This window comes from Xanthomonas sp. NCPPB 1132, assembly GCF_056629235.1.
Genome location: NZ_CM152819.1, coordinates 3,840,076 through 3,857,765 on the forward strand (window position 1 = coordinate 3,840,076; position 17,690 = coordinate 3,857,765).

At 64.0% G+C, this 17,690-nt stretch carries 15 protein-coding genes; 7 read left to right on the top strand and 8 right to left on the bottom strand.

Annotated features, from left to right (window positions below; all coding sequences use genetic code 11):
- Positions 1-87 precede the first annotated feature (87 nt).
- Positions 88-729 carry an HD domain-containing protein gene (locus tag AC1G9L_RS16430; RefSeq protein WP_019800479.1) on the bottom strand — a complete coding sequence of 214 codons (642 nt, stop codon included), beginning with the start codon at positions 727-729 and terminating at the stop codon, positions 88-90.
- A 224-nt stretch (positions 730-953) separates the two neighbouring features.
- On the opposite strand from AC1G9L_RS16430, the gene AC1G9L_RS16435 reads away from it, so the two are divergent.
- From AC1G9L_RS16435 to AC1G9L_RS16460, 6 genes are all read left to right on the top strand, one after another.
- Positions 954-1,415 (top strand): GNAT family N-acetyltransferase, encoded by a 462-nt coding sequence (locus AC1G9L_RS16435; protein WP_019800480.1) that lies wholly within the window; start codon positions 954-956, stop codon positions 1,413-1,415.
- 148 nt (positions 1,416-1,563) lie between these two features.
- The gene (locus AC1G9L_RS16440; RefSeq protein ID WP_481069523.1) at positions 1,564-1,824 is read left to right on the top strand and encodes a hypothetical protein; all 261 of its coding nucleotides are present in this window, start codon (positions 1,564-1,566) and stop codon (positions 1,822-1,824) included.
- Positions 1,825-1,902: 78 nt separating this feature from the next.
- Positions 1,903-2,325 carry a hypothetical protein gene (locus tag AC1G9L_RS16445; protein ID WP_481069524.1) on the top strand — a complete coding sequence of 141 codons (423 nt, stop codon included), beginning with the start codon at positions 1,903-1,905 and terminating at the stop codon, positions 2,323-2,325.
- Between the two features lie 68 nt (positions 2,326-2,393).
- Positions 2,394-2,990 (top strand): hypothetical protein, encoded by a 597-nt coding sequence (locus AC1G9L_RS16450; protein ID WP_019800483.1) that lies wholly within the window; start codon positions 2,394-2,396, stop codon positions 2,988-2,990.
- Between the two features lie 21 nt (positions 2,991-3,011).
- Positions 3,012-3,593, top strand: a complete 582-nt coding sequence (locus AC1G9L_RS16455) for a hypothetical protein (protein ID WP_481069525.1) — start codon at positions 3,012-3,014, stop codon at positions 3,591-3,593.
- Positions 3,594-3,598: 5 nt separating this feature from the next.
- Positions 3,599-5,419: an XVIPCD domain-containing protein gene (locus AC1G9L_RS16460; protein WP_481069526.1), complete on the top strand. Its 1,821-nt coding sequence runs from the start codon at positions 3,599-3,601 to the stop codon at positions 5,417-5,419.
- A gap of 134 nt (positions 5,420-5,553) precedes the next feature.
- On the opposite strand, the gene AC1G9L_RS16465 is transcribed toward AC1G9L_RS16460, so the two are convergent.
- The 7 genes from AC1G9L_RS16465 to AC1G9L_RS16495 form a co-directional block, all read right to left on the bottom strand.
- Positions 5,554-5,865 carry an XAC0095 family protein gene (locus AC1G9L_RS16465; RefSeq protein ID WP_481069527.1) on the bottom strand — a complete coding sequence of 104 codons (312 nt, stop codon included), beginning with the start codon at positions 5,863-5,865 and terminating at the stop codon, positions 5,554-5,556.
- A 327-nt stretch (positions 5,866-6,192) separates the two neighbouring features.
- On the bottom strand, positions 6,193-6,894 hold the full coding sequence (locus tag AC1G9L_RS16470) for a YgjP-like metallopeptidase domain-containing protein (protein ID WP_019799833.1): 702 nt from the start codon (positions 6,892-6,894) through the stop codon (positions 6,193-6,195).
- A 16-nt stretch (positions 6,895-6,910) separates the two neighbouring features.
- Entirely contained in the window at positions 6,911-10,258 is a 3,348-nt protein-coding gene (locus tag AC1G9L_RS16475; protein WP_019799834.1) for an HsdR family type I site-specific deoxyribonuclease, read from the bottom strand.
- Between the two features lie 154 nt (positions 10,259-10,412).
- Positions 10,413-12,074: an ATP-binding protein gene (locus tag AC1G9L_RS16480; protein WP_019799835.1), complete on the bottom strand. Its 1,662-nt coding sequence runs from the start codon at positions 12,072-12,074 to the stop codon at positions 10,413-10,415.
- Positions 12,071-13,363 (bottom strand): restriction endonuclease subunit S, encoded by a 1,293-nt coding sequence (locus tag AC1G9L_RS16485; protein WP_481069528.1) that lies wholly within the window; start codon positions 13,361-13,363, stop codon positions 12,071-12,073. Before AC1G9L_RS16485 ends, AC1G9L_RS16480 begins: the two co-directional genes overlap by 4 nt.
- The gene (locus tag AC1G9L_RS16490) at positions 13,356-15,857 is read right to left on the bottom strand and encodes a type I restriction-modification system subunit M (RefSeq protein WP_481069529.1); all 2,502 of its coding nucleotides are present in this window, start codon (positions 15,855-15,857) and stop codon (positions 13,356-13,358) included. The genes AC1G9L_RS16485 and AC1G9L_RS16490 overlap by 8 nt, the downstream gene beginning before the upstream one ends.
- A 157-nt stretch (positions 15,858-16,014) precedes the next feature.
- A complete protein-coding gene (locus AC1G9L_RS16495; RefSeq protein ID WP_019799837.1) occupies positions 16,015-16,905 on the bottom strand; it encodes a restriction endonuclease in 891 nt (296 codons plus the stop codon).
- Between the two features lie 227 nt (positions 16,906-17,132).
- On the opposite strand from AC1G9L_RS16495, the gene AC1G9L_RS16500 reads away from it, so the two are divergent.
- Entirely contained in the window at positions 17,133-17,672 is a 540-nt protein-coding gene (locus AC1G9L_RS16500; protein WP_481069530.1) for a hypothetical protein, read from the top strand.
- Positions 17,673-17,690 lie beyond the last annotated feature (18 nt).

Below are 17,690 nucleotides of genomic sequence, written 5' to 3' on the forward strand. Positions count from 1 at the left end.
CCGACATCGGCGTGTCGCGGTTGTGCCGAGGTCGCGCGGCGGCGTGTTTGGTCGCGTAACGGCACGCAGCGGCCGGTGAGGCGGATCTCAACCCAGCGCAGGCGCCGTCAACGCGTCCGTGTCCTCGGCGCGCGCGGCCAGCGCCTGCATCCGCGCCACCGCGCTGGAGAAAGCGCGCAGCACCGCCACGCCGCGTTCGGCATAGATCGCATGCAGCGCCTGGTAGTACCACAGCGTGCCGTCGCGGCCGGCGGTGAAGCGCTCGAACACCGCGGTGCCGACGTCGGGGTCTTCCAGGTCGGCGACGATGCTGCGCGCGTTGTAGAGCTTGTCGCAGGCCGACACCAGTAGCACCGCGTCCGGGGCCTCGGCCAGATGCGCCAGATACGCCTGCTTGCGGATGCGCCAGTCGCGGCGCTTGGCCGGCACATCCGCGGGCACCGCCTTGCGCTCGGCCGTGGCGTCGGTACACGCCATCACCATGTCGGCCACCGCCTCGCCAAACTGCGCGCGGATCACCGCCTCGTGGCCGGCGCCGCAATCCTCCACCACGTCGTGCAGCAGCGCCGCGATCGCCTGCTCCTCGTCGCCGCCGGCCTCCAGCACCAGCGTCGACACGCCCAGCACGTGGCTCAGATACGGCACCGTGCCGCCCTTGCGGAACTGGCCGGCGTGGGCGATGCGCGCGTAGTCCACGGCGCGCGCGTAACGTTCGGTGAGAGCGGTCATGCGGCGATCCTGACGGAACAGGCCGGCATTATCGCCAAACTTGCCGACGTGAGCGCGTGGAGAGGCGCGTGGACATGGCCGCCGTTCAAGCCGCGCGTGGCGGGCATCGCGTGCGTGATCGGCCGACAGCCCGCACGGACGCGGGCCACCGCGTCGCCCGGCCCTGGTCGAAGCTCCTTCCCCGCTTACACTTGCCTGCTCCCCTATTAAAGCAACGCCCGCACATGGACGTCCGTCATCTCGACCAGCACGCCCCGGAACTGGCGCAGATCGCCACCTGGTACCACGCCGCCTGGGGCCGCGATGCGGGCTTCTCCCTGGACGACGAACTGCGCCAGCTCCAGCGCGCGCCGGATGCGCACGGCCTGCCGCGCGTGCTGGCAGCCTTCGACGGCCCTCGACTGATCGCCGCCGTGCAGCTGAAATACCGGGAAATGGACGCCTTCCCGCAATACCCGTACTGGTTGGGCGGCATGTACGTCGCCGATCCCTACCGCGGACGCGGCATCGCTGGCCGCCTGCTTGCCCATGCCTTGGCCGACGCCGCGGAGTTGGGCCTGGGCGCCCTGCACCTGCAGACCGAGCATCTGGACGGCGGCCTGTACGCTCGCCACGGCTGGCAGCCCGTGCAGGAGGCCGATTCCTACGGCACCCGCGTGTTGCTGATGGTCCGCCACGTCGGCTGAGCCAAAGCCGGCGGGGCCCGGGGCGTCTGCACATTACTTTTCCCCCGCGCCGCGTTAACGTGGCGCTTGGAAAGATAGGGCGTCAGCCACCAACCGACCGCTCGATCGACAGACACGCATGAACGCAGCGCCGAGGATGCAACCCACCATGATCACCGACACCGCCCACGCCGTGGACGACACCGCCACCGACAGCGCTCCGACTCCACCCGCGCGCCGTGCCGCCATCTCCGGCCGTGCCGCCGCGCACAGCGTGTACCGCTCGCCGCTGTCCGCCGATGACGCCGACGCAGAGGCGCTGCACCTGCGCGAACAACGCGCCAAGCGTGCGGCGCAGGTGGCCGCGGTCGGCACCGTTGCCGCCCTGGCGGCCGTGGCCCTGATTGCCTGGCGGCGTGCGCGGCGCTGACCGCGCAACAGCACCAAGCGCATTCGTCCTAATGCCCCGAGCAGGAAGCTCGCCACCGCCCACGCAAGGATCGTCCCCATGACGCCATGGCACCGCATCGCCCAAGTTGCTGGTCTGGCGCTCGTCGCCAGCGCATGCAGCATGCCCGCCGCCGCCCGCAGGACGCCCATGGCCTCGGCGGTGTTGCACGTCCCGGCCAACCTGCCCAACCAGCGCCTGTTCGACTGCGCCGAATCCAGCATCGCCACCCTGTCCGAGACCAGCAGCTCCTGGCCCAAGGTCACCCGCGAAGACCCGGCGCAGGGCATCCTGGAATCAGGCGACTTCCCCGAGACGAACCGCAGCGGCTTTCGTCTGCGCCTGGAGCGCCCGCCCGGTGCCAGCCAGGCCAAGCTTATGCTCAAAGGCGCCGGCACCTATTTCGTCGACCTGGGTGTCGACAAGGCGATGCAGGATCTCAAGACCGCACTGGAGCGCTGCGTCGCCACGCAGCCACACTGAGTCCGCCGAACGGAACACGACGGTTCTGATCCCCGCTTCATTCATAGCGACCAAGGAAGGACACGACCATGCCCAATTACGCCATCGAAGCCCGCTCGCTCGGCGTCATCGGCATCGCCGGCCACGCCTTCTGGGTGCTGCGCGACGAACACGGCAAGGCGGTGGCGGAACTGCACGGCCTGGCCACCGACCGCCAGACCGGCCAGGCCATCCCCATCGGCACCGACGCCACCCGACACTCCCTGCGCGCCTGGCACTACCCGCACGATCCCGCCTACGCCCGCTCCATCGGCGAAAAGGTCGACAGCACCACCTACATCCGCGACGGCCAACCGTCACGCACGGTCGTCACCGGCGACAAGCACGAGATCCTGGAGCGCTGGAACACCGCGGTGCGCGCCGTGCCGGAACTCAACGCACAGGACCGCGACTATCCGAACTACGACTTCAAGGTCTTCGGCAAGACCGTCAACAGCAACTCCGCCTACCGCACCTTCGGCGAGCTGATGGACGTGCCGGTGCGGGGTTTCCCTGGACGCCTCGAACCGGGCATCGGCAACCGCATGCTGTCGCCGGCACGCACCGAGGAACTGCGGTATCACGCACCCAAGAGGCTGAGGCATGATGGTCTAATTCGGCATGCGATGCATCCACTTTCGCAGTGACGCCGAGGAGGAGTACATACCATGAAAAGAATTGAAAAAATCTTACTCGCCTTGACGCTAACCGTTTGTTCAACCTCCTGTGCAACCACTGGCCTGGCAGCCGACACAAGCCAAGGAAGAAACATGAACTCGAATAATGAAATGACTGCAGCCGTTCTTGGACATCGCTTCCTATCGATGATCGAGAGCACGCAGAATTTCAACGACCTATCGGCCAAATCGATTCAGTCCGCCATTGGAGCAACCTTCGAGGGAGACGAAAAATCGGGGGCTTATGCACTCAAATTGCCAGATGGGAAGTGGCAATACGGAATAACGTATAACTTGGACAGCGAACTTGAGGAATACTCGAACGTAACGATCGAGCTGATCAAGGCGGCCAATTCAGTCGATGAAAACAGCCTTCCTTGCGACCTTGGACTTGACGAATACGACCATGCTCTGAAGGCGGCGGGGTTCAGTACCAGACCCAGTACGCAAGACGAGATCGGAGGACTCGTGGCGCTGCACTACAGCCGCAACAACATGCATGTTCAGATCGTCCCCCAGCGCCAAAATTCGACCTGCGTCAAAGCGATCAGCATCCAGAAATTTGGGGAGTGACCGTAATGGCAAACGTCAATGCTCAGTTAGAAGCCGCCTTGGCTCAGTTTGCCAACCAGCCGGGAGTGACCACCGATCAAGGAGCGAAATTAAGGGCAACAATCACTGCAGACCGGGATCTCACACAGCGCCTCAACCAGGCAGCCGCCAATGGTCATCTGACTGGGTTTTCCTTGGGCCCGAGCGGTTCGGAAACCTTGACCGGGTCTTACGACAAGGCATCCGGCGTCATCACCCTCCCGGCGCTCCAGTCTGGACCGTCCGCTGCCGAAGCATTGCGTGGCTCTCTGCGCCTGCAGGAAATGAGCATGCGTTTCGCTCACAGTACCTACACAGACCGCAGCCAGCAAATTCAACCGGTGACCCAGGACATGGTCACCAACCTGCAAGCAACGATCAACAGTTCGCCCACACTGGCAAATGAAATGCAGCGGGCGGTGACCACGGTCGATAGCAACACCAGTCCCGACGGGCAACGGCACATGTTGCTTGAGAATTTCGCGCCGCTCAGCGGAACCGTCGCAGGCGGCACGTTCAATCCTGCGGACAAGACGATGAGCATCCCGCCCACCACGCTGGGGCAGCCACCCAGCCAGTTCAATCGATACGACGCCACGGACCTGACGTTCGTGTTGGGACACGAGACCCAGCATGCCTTCAATCAAGCCAGCATGGCCGCTGCCTATCGGCAGTTCGACGAAGCAGCCAAGGCCATCGCCAGAGACAACAACCCGATCAACGACTACACCTTGCCGATTGAACAGTTGGTCGCAAACAATCGGCAAGACGAAGCCAAAGCCCAAATTGCAGGATGGAACGCATTGCTGGACAGGGTAAAGCAGCGCGATCCCAGTGCAGACCTGACGTCGATGATGACGCTTCGCAATAGCCGGCTGGATGACTTTGTCGAGCCCAACCCGTCCAACATCAGGCAAGCCCAAGCAAAGCCGGGCTTGACCTTCAATACCGACGGTTCGCTCCCGATGACACCCGGGAACATCGCCACAGAAGCCAGCTACTACTTCGACAAAAGCCCCAAGGGCACTCCCGGTCTGTCGCCAAGTCAGACGACCAGCATCGGCTACCACGGCGACTCGGACTACTCGAATTACTACGGCGCCGGCGCCGTGAGCCGCGCGATTGCGATCGATCGCGCCTATGCGCACCCGGTCGGCGGCGTCGCGCCGCAAATGCACCTGAACATGCAGCACCTGCACTTCAACGAGACCTTGCTGGAGCGCAACGGCATCACCTTGCCGCAGGCCACTGCGGCCACGCCGCAGGAATACTGGGATACCAGCACCACCCCGCCAACGCGCGGACTGCTGCAACACACCAGGGACTCGCACCAGCACATCAGTCCAACGCCTGAGCTTGATCCTCCGCAAGCAGGACGCGCCCGGCCGGGCGATCCTGGACACCCCAACACCCCCTTGTTCGAGAAGATCCGCGAAGGCGTGCGCGGGCTGGATCAACAGGCCGGCAAACCTTGGGATGAGAACAGCGAGCGGCTGAGCGCGAGCCTGTTGCTGCTGGCGGGCGAAAAGGGCTTCACGGCGCAAGATGACCTGAAGATCGCTGCCAACACGCCCACCGCCACCTTGGGAAGCGGCGAGGTGGTGCACCTGTGGCGCACCGGCCATCCATCGCCCGACCCCGCCGCGCACCGCGCGCACATGCCCATGCAGGACGCGCTCGCGGTGCCGGCGGAGCAGCGCTTCGCGCAGTTGGAGGCGGTGCAGCAGCAAGCCAGGGCCGAGGAACTGCAGCGCAGCCAGCAGCAGGAGCCCGTGCAGGCGCAAGCCGCGCCGCTGCGTTCGATGTAGACGCCGCAAGCCCTACCACCAAGCGCCAGCATCGGCACGACCGCAGTGGCGCCACCGGCCACGCGCGCAGGGTTGCACAGCAGCGGTGTCGCCACCGATCAAAGCCCCAACGCATGGGCCAAACGGCGATGCATCTACCGTAGACGATGCCCGGGCGCCCCGCTCCCCGCGTCATGGCCCGGCGCCTGATAGGGGGACTGACGCTGCGCCGGCCACGACACCTCGCGGAGCACCATGTCCAGTTGCTCCGCGAGCAGTTCCATGCACACCGCCAGTTCCCCCGCACGTACCTTCGGTGCGGCCTCGCGTTGCTCGGACACGCTGCGTGGCTCCGCCAGCCGTGCGAGGAACTTGATGAACTCGCCCAGCCGCACCAGCCGGAACTGGCTCGCTTCGGGCAGGAAATAGCCCACCTTTTCAAGGTCGTCCGTTCTGTGCTCCGACATCGTCGCCTCTCCTTCCATGAAGTGGCCGTCCGCCGCCAACGGCGGACGGGAAGTCGGGTGGCTAGAAACCGCACACAGCCGGCGGGCTTATTCCCCTTGCGGGTGTTGTATTCACCGCCCTCCCGACGCAGAGGTCGCGTCGGCTGCACCTGCGAAGCATGCAGGCACAAAAAACCCACCGGTTTGTCGGAGGTGGGTACCGCTGTGTGCGGAGTTTCTAGGCTCCGTTTAGTAATATTGCTACTGCCGGTGCGACGCGTCAAGTCGCCCCATTCGCGGATGGTGGCATGCGGCAAACATCAAGCGACACACGCCTTTCGCCGCGCGTCAGATCCCTTCGACATCAATGCCGTTTTCCGCCAACCAAGCCTTGCGCTGCAAATAGTCCGGCATGGCGCGCTCCACACGGAGCCAGAATAAAGGCGTGTGGTGCGCCTCGTGCAGATGCGCCATCTCGTGCACCAACACATACTCGGCGATGCGAGCCGGCAGCAGAATGGTCTTCCAATGGAAGTACAGCCAATCCCCCTTGCCGCACGAACCCCAGCGGTAGCCAAGATCCTGAACCTTTACCCCGACCGGAGCGACGTCCATGCGCAGCGCGTGTTCGAGCATGCGATCCGACAGCCAGCGCTTGGCACGTTCGCCATACCAGCGAATGAAGTGTTCCCTGGCAGCGGGCAATGCATGGGATGCCAGGCAGAAGCGCCCGGCAGACAGCTTCAACGGTACTTCCTGGTCGGCCACCATCTTCAACCGATAGCTTCGCCCCAGGTAAAGGAAGCCCTCGCCACCCACAAACGCCTTGCGCGGCGCATGGCGTTGCAGGCGATCCTTCTCCGCCAACCGGGTGTAGATCCAGAAGCGCTTTTCCTGCACGAAGGCACGCAACCTGGACTCCGCCACGTCCGGCGGTGCAGAAAGCACAAGCGCACCATCACGCTCGACGGTGATCTCCATCGTTCGTCGGCGCGCGCTGTACCGTACGGTGAACAGCAGATCGTCCACTTGCAGACTGGAGGCAGTCATGGCAGCTCGCATGGCATCACACCTGCATCAGCCGCTCATGGCTGGCACGCGCCTGTTCCATCAACTTGTCGGTGAGCAGCCCCGCCGCTGCCTCATCCATCAGCGGGGGGCGCAGCCGCATCAGACGATCAAACAGCAAGCCGTTGAGCTGTTCCTGCGCTGCGCGCTTGTGCGGACTCCAGATATTGCGGTTGCTCTGCAGCTCCTGCACCAGCAGTTCGACCAGTTCCACGGTCACGTCCATCAACCGAAGCAGCTCCGCCGGAGTCGGCTCGCGCCCGGCGCAGACCACGTCCATCACCGTGCGAAGAAACGGCGCACAATGCTCAGGCACACCCGTCGGCGTATCGGCGGCACCGACGCTGCCGTTGCGCACGTCGTCGACCAGCGCCTGCAGTTGGGCAACAACCTCACTCCATTGTTCGCCCAACGCCCGCAAGATCTCGTTCAATCGCTCAGAAAGCTTGCGGTACAGCACAGGATCCTCGTCGGCATGCTTCCGGATATGCGAGCGCACCGCATGCTCCATTTCCGACGCCTTGGCGCGGTCATTCGCGGCCCGGCCCACATGAGCATCGAACTGGGCGTCGGTCAGCTGAATCGGCGGGATCTTCGGATCGATGCCCAGTGAGATCACATGATCGTCGATCAACTTGCGCACCTTGGCGCCCACATCCTTTCCAAGTATCGGCGTGTCTTTGTAACGATTGCGGGCGCGCGCATGAATGTAGGCCAGCCGTTTGGCATCTGCGGAGAACGGCAGACCTTCCGGACGTGGCAACACTGTGTCCAGCGATCCAAGAAACGCCTTGAGCTTGACCACGAACTCGGCCCTGAGCTTCTCGTTGGCCAGCACGTCCACACATGCCTCGGTGTCCGCCAGCGAGTCGATGTCCCGTTCGCGGAACAGCTCAACCACCCGCGCATGCCGATCGCGCAATACCGGCACCTCGTCCTTCAAACTCGCCAATGCGCCAACCACATCTTCGTCGGCATAGGCAGCCAGCGCTTCCTTTAGATGCTGGGCCACACCGTAGTAGTCCACGACGATGCCGCGGCGCTTGCCAAAGCCCGTGCGATTGACGCGCGCAATGGCCTGCAGCAACTCTGCCTCGCGAATGGGCCGGTCCAGGTACATCACGCCTGCGATCGGCGCATCGAATCCCGTCAGCAGCATCGACTTGACCACTAGAAACGCCAGCGGATCCGCTTTGGTTGCATCCAGATGCAGCAGCGGCTTCTTGAAGCGCTTGATCAGCGACTCATGGGCAGCACTGTCGGTCCAGTGCTTCCAGCCGGGATCGTCGTTGTTGCTGCCGGAGATGATCGGCGCGAACTCGATCCGCGCCAGCACCTCGCGATAGCGCCACGCCTGCACCACCGCGCGCATCTTCGGCGGCCGCAGGCACAGGGCATCATCGTCCATCGCCTGGTCCTGCGGGCTCAACGCATCGGCCTCCTGCAGCAGCTCGTCGCGTGCGGCTTTCAAAGCGGCGAAATAGCGGGTGGCGGCCAGCCGGCTGTAAGCCACCACCTGAGCCTTGTAGCCATTGGGCAGGATGTTGGCGACGTAATGGCGAAGGATGTCGCGCGCCTTGTCGGCAATCAGTGCGGGCGCCTCGAAAATGTGGCCCTTGGTGGCGTACTTTTGCTTGATCGCTTCCAGCTCTTCCGGCGTGTGCTGGCGGAACAGATCCTCGAAAAGCTCGTCCAGGTCCGCGCCATCCTTGATGGCCCCATTGGCGGTACGCCCTTCGTAGAGCACCGGTACCGTCGCCCCGTCGGCTTCGGCCTCCTTGATGGTGTAGCGGTCGATGAACTCGCCGAAGATCTCGTGAGTGCGCTTCTTCTCGCCCATGATGATCGGCGTGCCGGTAAAGCCGATGCGCGCACAGTTGGGCAATCCCGCCAGCAGGTTGGCATGCAGATCGCCGGCCTGGGTACGATGCGCCTCGTCCACCAGCACCAGGATGGCGTCGTCATCGTTGAGCACCTCGAAGTGCTCCGTAGCCGCTTCGGCCTTGCCATACGCAGCACGCGCGTCCTTGACCGCGTGTCCAGCACCCGGCAGGTCCTCGGCCTTCAGCGGCGCATCGTTGGCCGTGTCGCCATCGCGATACTTCTGGATGGTGACGAACACCAACCCCGGCCCCTTACGCCGTGCCAGGGCTTTCAGGCCTGACGTACTGTCGGCCACCTCCACTGGTTCGCCGGTGAGTGTTGCGGTCACGGACAGCTGGCCTTGCAGGTCTTTGCGGTCGGTGACCACCACAACCTTGAAGCGTCGCAGCGTCGGCTCGGCACGCATCTTGCGCACCAGGAACACCATGGTCAGCGACTTTCCCGAGCCCTGGGTATGCCAGATGATGCCGCCTCGCTGATCGCTTTCGCCATGCTGCAGCCGGGTCTGGCCACGCTTGAGCTTTGCGATCGCGCGGTTCACCGCACGGTACTGCTGATAGCGGCACACCGATTTGATGGTCTGTCCGCCCACCTGCATGAACAGCAGGAAGTGTTTCACCACATCCAGCAGGTTCGCTGGCGCCAGCAGGCCGGCAACCAACCGCTCCTGGGCGGTGAGCTTCTGCTTGCCGAAGCGTTGCGCCGCCTCCGCCTCCGATCCTGCACCGTCCGGCCCCACCACAGTCTTCCACTGCGCGAAGTGCTCGAAGCCCGCACCGATGCTTGCAACCCGCGCCTCGTCCACGCAACTGGCCACCAGCAACTGGTTGGTGGCGAACAGCGCCTCGTTGCCTTCGTTCTCGTCCACTTCCAGCGCGGCCTTGCGCTGGTTGCTGTAGCGGCGCAACTGGTCCACGGCCTCGCTCAACGGCTCGGGGATGGACGGGCTCTTGCACTCCACCACCACCAGCGGGATGCCATTCACCAGCAGCACCAGGTCCGGCACGATGAACGCCTTGGCACTGTTAAAGCCGGGCGGGCAGTTCACGCGGTACTGGCTGACCACGGTGAAACGGTTGTTGGCCGGTGTGTCCCAATCGATATAACGGATCGTCTGCCCGCGCCCGCCCTCCCAACTGGGCAGCCCGTCGACCGTCAGGCCCTTGATCAGCAGCTCGGTGGCCTGCTGATTGGCCTCCATCAACTTGTGTCCTCCCAGGCGCGTGATGGCGGCCACCGCGTCAGCCAGGCGGGCATCGTCCAGCCACGGCCGGCCGTCCGGCCCCGGATTCAGCGCCAGCAGGCGCTCGCGCAGCCGGGTTTCCTGAACGACCTCGGCGAAGTCGCTGCGCTCCGTGGCGGCGGGGTCGTCCAGGCTACCGGCCAGGTGCGTCCAGCCCACCGCCTGCAGTTGCGTCACGAAAGGCTTTTCGACGTCTTCCAACTCCCAACCCATCAGCATCTCCCTGGCTGGATGCAGGCGTCCATGGACATCCCAACATTCTCATGGACCTCCAAAGAACCCCAAAGTGATCCAAAGACATCCAAAGATGTCCAAAGACCTCCAAAGAGCCCCAAAGACCTCCAAAGGCCCCCGTTCTCCTGGCGACACCCTTTCAGTCGTCAGGTTCAAGGGTGTAGTAGGCCGCCCGGCGTGTCCCATGTTGGGACAGCCGCCCTTGCGCTTTTAGCCGCCCCAACAGCGCCTTGGCCTGCAAGGCACCCAATCGACACAGCTCCATCACCTCGGCACGGCGGATCTGCCCGTGCTGCTGCACGTAGTTCAGCACCAACTGCTCGTTCTGCAGACTGGTGAAGCCGGCTTGCCGGGTATAGGCGGCCTTGTCGCCCTGGCGCTGATACACAGCGGCCGACAGTGTGTAGCTGCGCGCGCGGGTCTGCCCATGCGCCTCGATCAGGCCGGCCTCGGTCAGCGCCTCCAGCGTGCGCTTGGCGCTGGCGGGGTCGCGCTGGATGCGCGCGGCCAGTTCGTCGGCGGTCACGCGCTTGAGCTCGCGCAATGCGGCCAACGCGATCAGGCTGTCGATCGGCAGCTCCCCATTGCTGCGCCGCTCCCGCTCCACCACCATGCGGCCGAAGTCGAGATCAGCCGCACCAGTATCCAGCCGCACCACCACGCTGTGGCTGTCCGTGCGAGAGTAGTCCGGCGCCGAGCGGCCGAAGCGCAACAGTCCGCGATAGATCGTGTCGACCCCGCGCCCCGAGCGTTCCACCACGCCGATACGCTTCATCGCATCGGCCAATGCGCGGTTGCGTGGACGCGGCTCGGTGGTGAGGAGGTTGTCCAGCGTCACCCCATCGACCAGGCCGCCAGGGTTGCTGACCACCAGCGCCTCGTTCTCCAGCCGCACATGCACCGCGCCCAGGCGGTGGTAATCGCGGTGGATCAGCGCATTGGCCACCGCCTCTCGGTAGGCAGCCATGTCGACCTTGGGCACCGGCACGCGGAACAGCCCGACCTGCAGCTCCTCTTCCGGGTTATACGGCCGGAAGTTGGTCTCCAGCCAGTCGATGGCCTGCAGCAGCGGCACGCGGCGGAACTCGTTGAAGCGCACCGCCTGTTCGGCCAGCACCTGGAACGCGAACTCATGCGTGGCCACATGCTGGCGCAGCGCCTCGACCCGGCCGATCACCAACAGGCCGCACAGCGTCGGCACGCGGCGGCCATCGGACTGGCGCGCAGTAAAGCCCAGTGCGCCGTCCAGCGCCTCGTCGTCCAGCTCCAGCAGCACCCGGTCGCCACCGTACTGCTGCACGGCCTGGCGCAGGCGCTCGCGCTCCAAGGGGTCGAAATCGGACAACTGCGCACCGGCCACCGGCTGCGCCGAGGCATCGACCAGGCCGAGCTGGCCGAGGCGGCTGTCGCGCTCATGCGGCAGCATCGGCACGCACTCGGGCGTGCCGTCGTGCTTCAGCCGGCGGCGCAGGTAGACGCCGCCCGCAGTCGCCACCACCGTGGCAGCCTTCGGCACCACGATCCGTGCCACGAGCACACCGTCGATCTCGACCGCCTCCACCTGCACCGCGATGGCCGGCGACGTGCGCGCCGCGATCAGGCCGGGCAAGCCGGCCAACTGCCGGTGATCGGCATGCAGGCCGGTCGCGGTGCCATCGTCCTCCACGCCCAACCACAGCTCGCCACCGTCCGCGTTGGCCAGACACACCACGGCCTCGGCCAGCTCGGTGTCGGACAGCTTCCTGCGGTCGCTCTTGAACTCGACCGTCAGCGATTCGGCGGCTGGCAGGGTGTGCGTCATGCGGCGGCGGGATCCAGCAGCGGGGTCACGCGGACGCGGCCGGTGAGGAGGTCGTCCATGAGGCCGAATTTAAGATCACGCAATGCTGATACAGCTTTCGATTCGGAATCAAGATTGGTGCTAGCAGCAGAAAGAGCATCCAGAATTCGAGCTTGCTCCTGCCTGTCTGGCATCGCAACGACAAGGTCGCGAACAATCCTTCCGCTTATCTTCACCATGCTTTCTGACTTCCCCACTGCGTGAGCCTGGATCTGTCTGCGCAGTCTAGGGGATCGAAGGAAAAACTGCAGATACTGAGCACTGGTCTCGACAGTTGGCTTCAATCGCATCATCAAGTCGGGATAGGCGCATGGAGTGCCAACATCCGAGTAGACGCCTACAAGACCTACGAGTTGACGCGTATTCGCTCGACTCATGAGCAAATCACCATCAGATAGCATCACCGAATCGAGTCTCGCGTCTGCAAAAGGAGCGTTCTTCAACTGACTTGGCTCAAATCCAACGCCGGTTAGGCATCCTAGGCCCAACATCTGGCATCCCGTCCACTCTCCCGCCTCTTTCGGCGAATATCCATTCTTTGGCTTCTCAGACAACCAGAGTTGAAGTGGCCCTGCTTCCCAGTCGCAAGGAATCCAACCGAGTAGCGATGACTTATAGAGATCCGGTGCTTCGGACTGTGGAGGGCGCACTTCGCCGTTGGCGTCGATGCCGCGCGTCAGCAGGTCTTGCAGCAGACCCTGCTTGACGGCCTTGAGCTTGGCGATCAGCGCCTCGGTTTCGTTGATGGCGGTGTCGAGAGTGTCGAGGACCTCGGCGATCTTCGATTGCTGGGGCGGATCTGCAATGGGCACCTCAATTCCGAGGTAGTCCTGAATGCGAATTCCTTTAACCGTAGATCCCACCGCTTGCGCTTCAGCTTTGGGACGCACGAAGTCCAGCAATCTCAACAGATACGAGGGCGAAACATCCGGAGCTGGAAATAGCGCCCTTACATCTTGGTTGATCGCCATAGCGACAGACGACATTGCAGATCGTCCCACTGCCATGCGTGTACACACGAGTGGGACTCGCGCGGGAACCAGATTGCTCGCACTTGCGTTTAGCCCTGCGAGGGAAATGTGCTCCTGGGTTCCAGAAATAATTCCCGGCTTCTCGGGAAAGTCCTTTACCGACGCCCATGGTATGTCACCCTTCCAATAAGAGGCCACCTGGCGAGATGGAGTGCCACCTCCCATCTGCTCAACAACTGCGTCACGAAGTGGACGAGCAGCATAGGTGAGATCAGACATATCCCAGCCCCTTCAAGAACCCTTGCAACGCCCGCGCCGCCTCATCCCGCTTGCCTTCGATATCCGCCAGCGTCACCCGGTACTTGTCCCACCAGGTCTCGAAGGCGGCGACTACTTCCTTGCGCTGCGCGGCGACGTAGCGCTCGACGATGGCGCGCATGTCGTCGTGCAGGATGGTCAGCAGCAGCGCCGCGGCGGCCGGCTCGTCCAGCGCAGCGACCTTGCGATCGAGTCCGTCGGTGAAGCGGGCCTGCTGCGCCTTGAGCTGCTTCTTCACCGCAGCCAGGTCTCTTTTCCAGCCCTTGAGCTGAGCTTCATCGACGGTATCTTCGTTCTCGTCCGCATCGGCCGGTTCGGCATCGCCTTCCTCGCCATCGGCGTCTTTCGCTGCCTTGGGGTCGGCCGCCTTGATCTGGCTGTCCAGCTCGGCCTTCTTCGCCTCCAGTTCGGCGATGGCCTCGACGAATTCCGCCAGCAGAAAGCGCACCAGCTTGTGGTCCAGCGAATTGTCCTTGCTGGCCTTGTCCTCCAGTGCGGTGACGATGCTGGTGCGCCAGGCGTCGATGACACCGCGGGCGCCACGCGCCATCAAGGTCTGGAATTCGTAGCGGGTCTGCACCCAGAAGCCGGCGATGATGCCGCGCACCTGGAACGGATCGAGCAGGCCCACCGCTTCCAGCGCTTCGCTGAAGCTGGCCAGCAACTCATGGCGTAGCGCAACCAGTGCGGCGGCATCGTTCTGGCGCCCGGCCAGCGCGGTGATGCGAGTGCCGTGCGCCTGCCACCAGCCCTCGAACGCGCCGCGCAGCGCGGCCTCCTTCGCCTGCAGGCCGGGATTGCCTTCGACGGCAGGCTTGAGCTCGGCACGGGCGGTCAGCGTCGGCGCAAAATCGAAATACGCCGCGTCACGCACGCCGAACAGCTCCTGCGGTTCCAGGCCATGCGCGGCGAACAACGCGGCCTTGGCCTGCACCTCGGCCTTCGGCACGCCGCCGACCAGATGCGCGCGCACGTCGTGCGGTTCCGGCGCCGGGGCGTTGTCGGCATAGCGGCGGATGTTGAGATTGCAGCCGTTCTCCAGCAGCGTGGCGTTGTCGACGATGGCGGAAAAGCCGTCGATGGCGCGGAATTCGTCGAACGTCGTGACGATCTTCTCGATGTGTTCGGGCAGCAGGTAGTTCTGCGCGCGTCCCTCGAAATACTCGCGGTCGGCATTGATGAAGAGCACCTTGCCCTGGCGCTGCGCCGGCTTGCCGCTGACGCGGTTGCCACCGTGCTGCACCTGCTGGCGCAGCAACAGGATGCAGGCCGGGATGCCGGTGCCATAGAACAGGTTGGGCGCCACGCCGATCACCGCTTCCAGCAGGTCGTCGGCAATCAGCCCGGCGCGGATGCGCGCCTCGTCGCCGCCGCGGAACAGCACGCCGTGCGGCATGACCGTGGCGATCATGCCGCCATCGCGGGTCACGGCCACCATGTGCTGCAGGAACATCAGGTCGGCCTTCTTCGCGCCCAACGGCACCTGGCCGTAGCGGAAGCGTTCGGGGAACTTCGGCACCCAGGCGGGGCTGCCGTCGGCGTTCTTGTCGGCGGTGCCCCAGTTAATCGAGAACGGCGGATTGGTCAGCACGCGGTCGAAACGCTGCAACTCGCCACCGGCGGCATGCTGCGGCTCGGCCAGCGTGTCTTCGTTGCGCAGGTCGGCGGTGCTGATGCCGTGCAGCAGCATGTTCATCTTGGAGATCGACCACACCGTGCCATTGAACTCCTGCCCGAACAGGTTGGCCTTGCGGCCGTCGCCGCCGTGTTCGTCGATGTAGTCCTTGGACAGGATCAACATACCGCCCGAGCCGCTGCAGGGATCGTAGATGTCGTGATGCTGCTCGGGCTTGAGCAACTGCACCATCAGCCGTACCACCGAGCGCGGCGTGTAGAACTCGCCGCCCTTCTTGCCGGCGGAGTCGGCGAATTCGCCGATCAGGTATTCGTAGGCCGCACCCAGCAGGTCGGGAAACTCGAAATCCTCGTTGCGCAGCCGGTGCAGACCGAAGTGGGTGATCAACTGGCGCAGCTTGATGTCGGGGATCTTGCTCTGGCCAACCTTGCGGGTGAAGTCGATGTGCTCCAGCACGCCGTCGAGGCTGTTGTTGGTGTCTTCGATCCCGGACAGCGCCTTGTTCAGCGCGTTGCCCACGTTCTGATGGGCATCGTTGAGCAGCGTCTGGTAGCGTGAGTCCGGCGGAACCCAAAACGCACCTTCGACCTTATACCAGCGTGGATTTTCGGCGGACACCCTGGCCTGCGCGTCGCTTTCGCCCGCATCCTTGCGCTCGGCGATGACCTGCTCGCGGCGCTGCTCGAACACATCGGAGCAACGCTTGAGGAACAACATCCCGAAGATGTATTCCTTGAATTCGGATGCATCCATCTTGCCGCGCAGGATGTCGGCGGCCTTGAACAGATGGCGTTCCAGTTGGGGAAGAGTCAATGGCATGAATCACACATCTCGCAATGAACAATGGCGACCCGAACGCGACAGGCGGCGGGAAGCGATGGTGCCTTATCCACGCCAGTGGCGAGACAAGGCAAGCAGGTCATGGAATGACGCGAGCAACGCGCTCGCGATGGTTTGTCGGGAGAAATCTCCCCTCTCATTCGCCCCCAGCAAGAAACCACACCGGCTTGAGCGGCAGACGCGCGCGAGCGATGTCGTCGAGCTGCGCATAGTGCGCCGTCCACAACCCCAGCAGCTTGCGCGCATCGATCAGGCTGATGCGGCGATGCGACTGCCGCGCCTCGTAGTCGGCATCTTTGGTGAAGCCGGACAGGGCCACGAACAGGCCCACGTCGCCCTCGCCGAGCACGGCCATGAAGCTGCGCAGGTCTCTCACGTCGATGCGCGGGGAGTTGGCGTTGCGCTTGACCTGCACCTTGATGCGTGGTGGCCGGGTGCCGAGCGGGTCGTTGTAGGCGATGATGTCGGTGCCGCCGTCCTTGCCGGGCGGCGCAATCCACGCCACGTGGTAGCCCATCGCCTTCAACAGTGCGCCGACCAGTTCCTGGAAGTCGTATGGCGGCATCGCCGCCAGGTACGCCTCGATCTCGGTCCAGGCCCTCTCTTCGGCCTCTTCCAGGGTGATGGTGGCCGAGCCTTCGCCGAGTTCTTCCTCGCCCTCGTCGTCCTCGACGGGGTCCGGCTGCGCGCCCTTCCATTTGCGGTAGAGCTGGCCGACCGCGCGGGTGAATTGTTCGGGGTCGGGATAGGCCTGCAAGGCAGCTTCGCCATCGGGCGTCAGGGTCCAGATCCCTTTGTCCTTGATCATCCAACCGGCTTTCACCGGCGCCACGGTGCTGAAGCGCACGATCTTCTCGAAGCGGCGGCCGCCGGTCTGGTAATCCCCAGCTTCGTACTCGGTCATCGTGACCTGCTTGGCCAGCACCTCCAGCGCGTCGCTGGCCCGCATCCCCTCCGGCTGCGCCTTGAGGATCTGGAACAGCATGCGGATCAGCTCGCCTTTACGGCGTTTGGTGATATTGGCCATCGGCTCTCCATGTCTCCGGTGTGTTGGCGCGGGGCGCAGGTGCAATGATAGCTGCCTTCGCGTCGCTCGAACTTCCAGCAAGGCTTCGCCGTACACGTGTGTCGTCGAAGCGGAAGCGTCTGCTGCCCCCCCTCATGTCCCGAGGATCCGGATACGGATAGGCGACGAGATCCTCAACTTTGCAGCTTCGTGTTGCAGTCAGGTACCGCACAGGCGCCTCTAGCGCTATGATCCGCCAAGCTTCGCCTCAGTGGCTGGCCTTTACGCCAATTGACTCAATTCAACTCATGTATTGCGAGGATGCGATGGACCGCGGACTGCAAGAAGAAACGGTGGATCGGCTGCGGCGGACGGTGGAGAGGCTGGCACGTTCCGCGGGCACACCAGACTGGGAATCCTCATTGGCCGACGTTGCCAGGGAAGTCGCAGCTGCGTCATCTGCTGCGCTACCGAGTAGCGATCACCCATTGCATCAACGGGCTGTCACAGACCTTTCCACTCTTCAGGAGACGCTCTCCGAGGTCGTGGTCACCATGAGCGATCCTCAGCGCTTTCAGACGCTGCTCGCTTCGAAGGGACAGATACCAGAAGTGATGCAGCAGCATCTTGCGTTGATGGAGACGCTGGATCGTGCGCTCGGCTGCATCGTGGGCCTCATGCAATACGACGTCCACGACCGCTACCTGTTCGATCCAGAAGACGGCTTCATGATCTCAAGCGGCAGCATGAGCTATGGACGCAGCCGCTTTAGAGGTCGAGCGCGCTAGCCGTTCGCCACGCTCTGC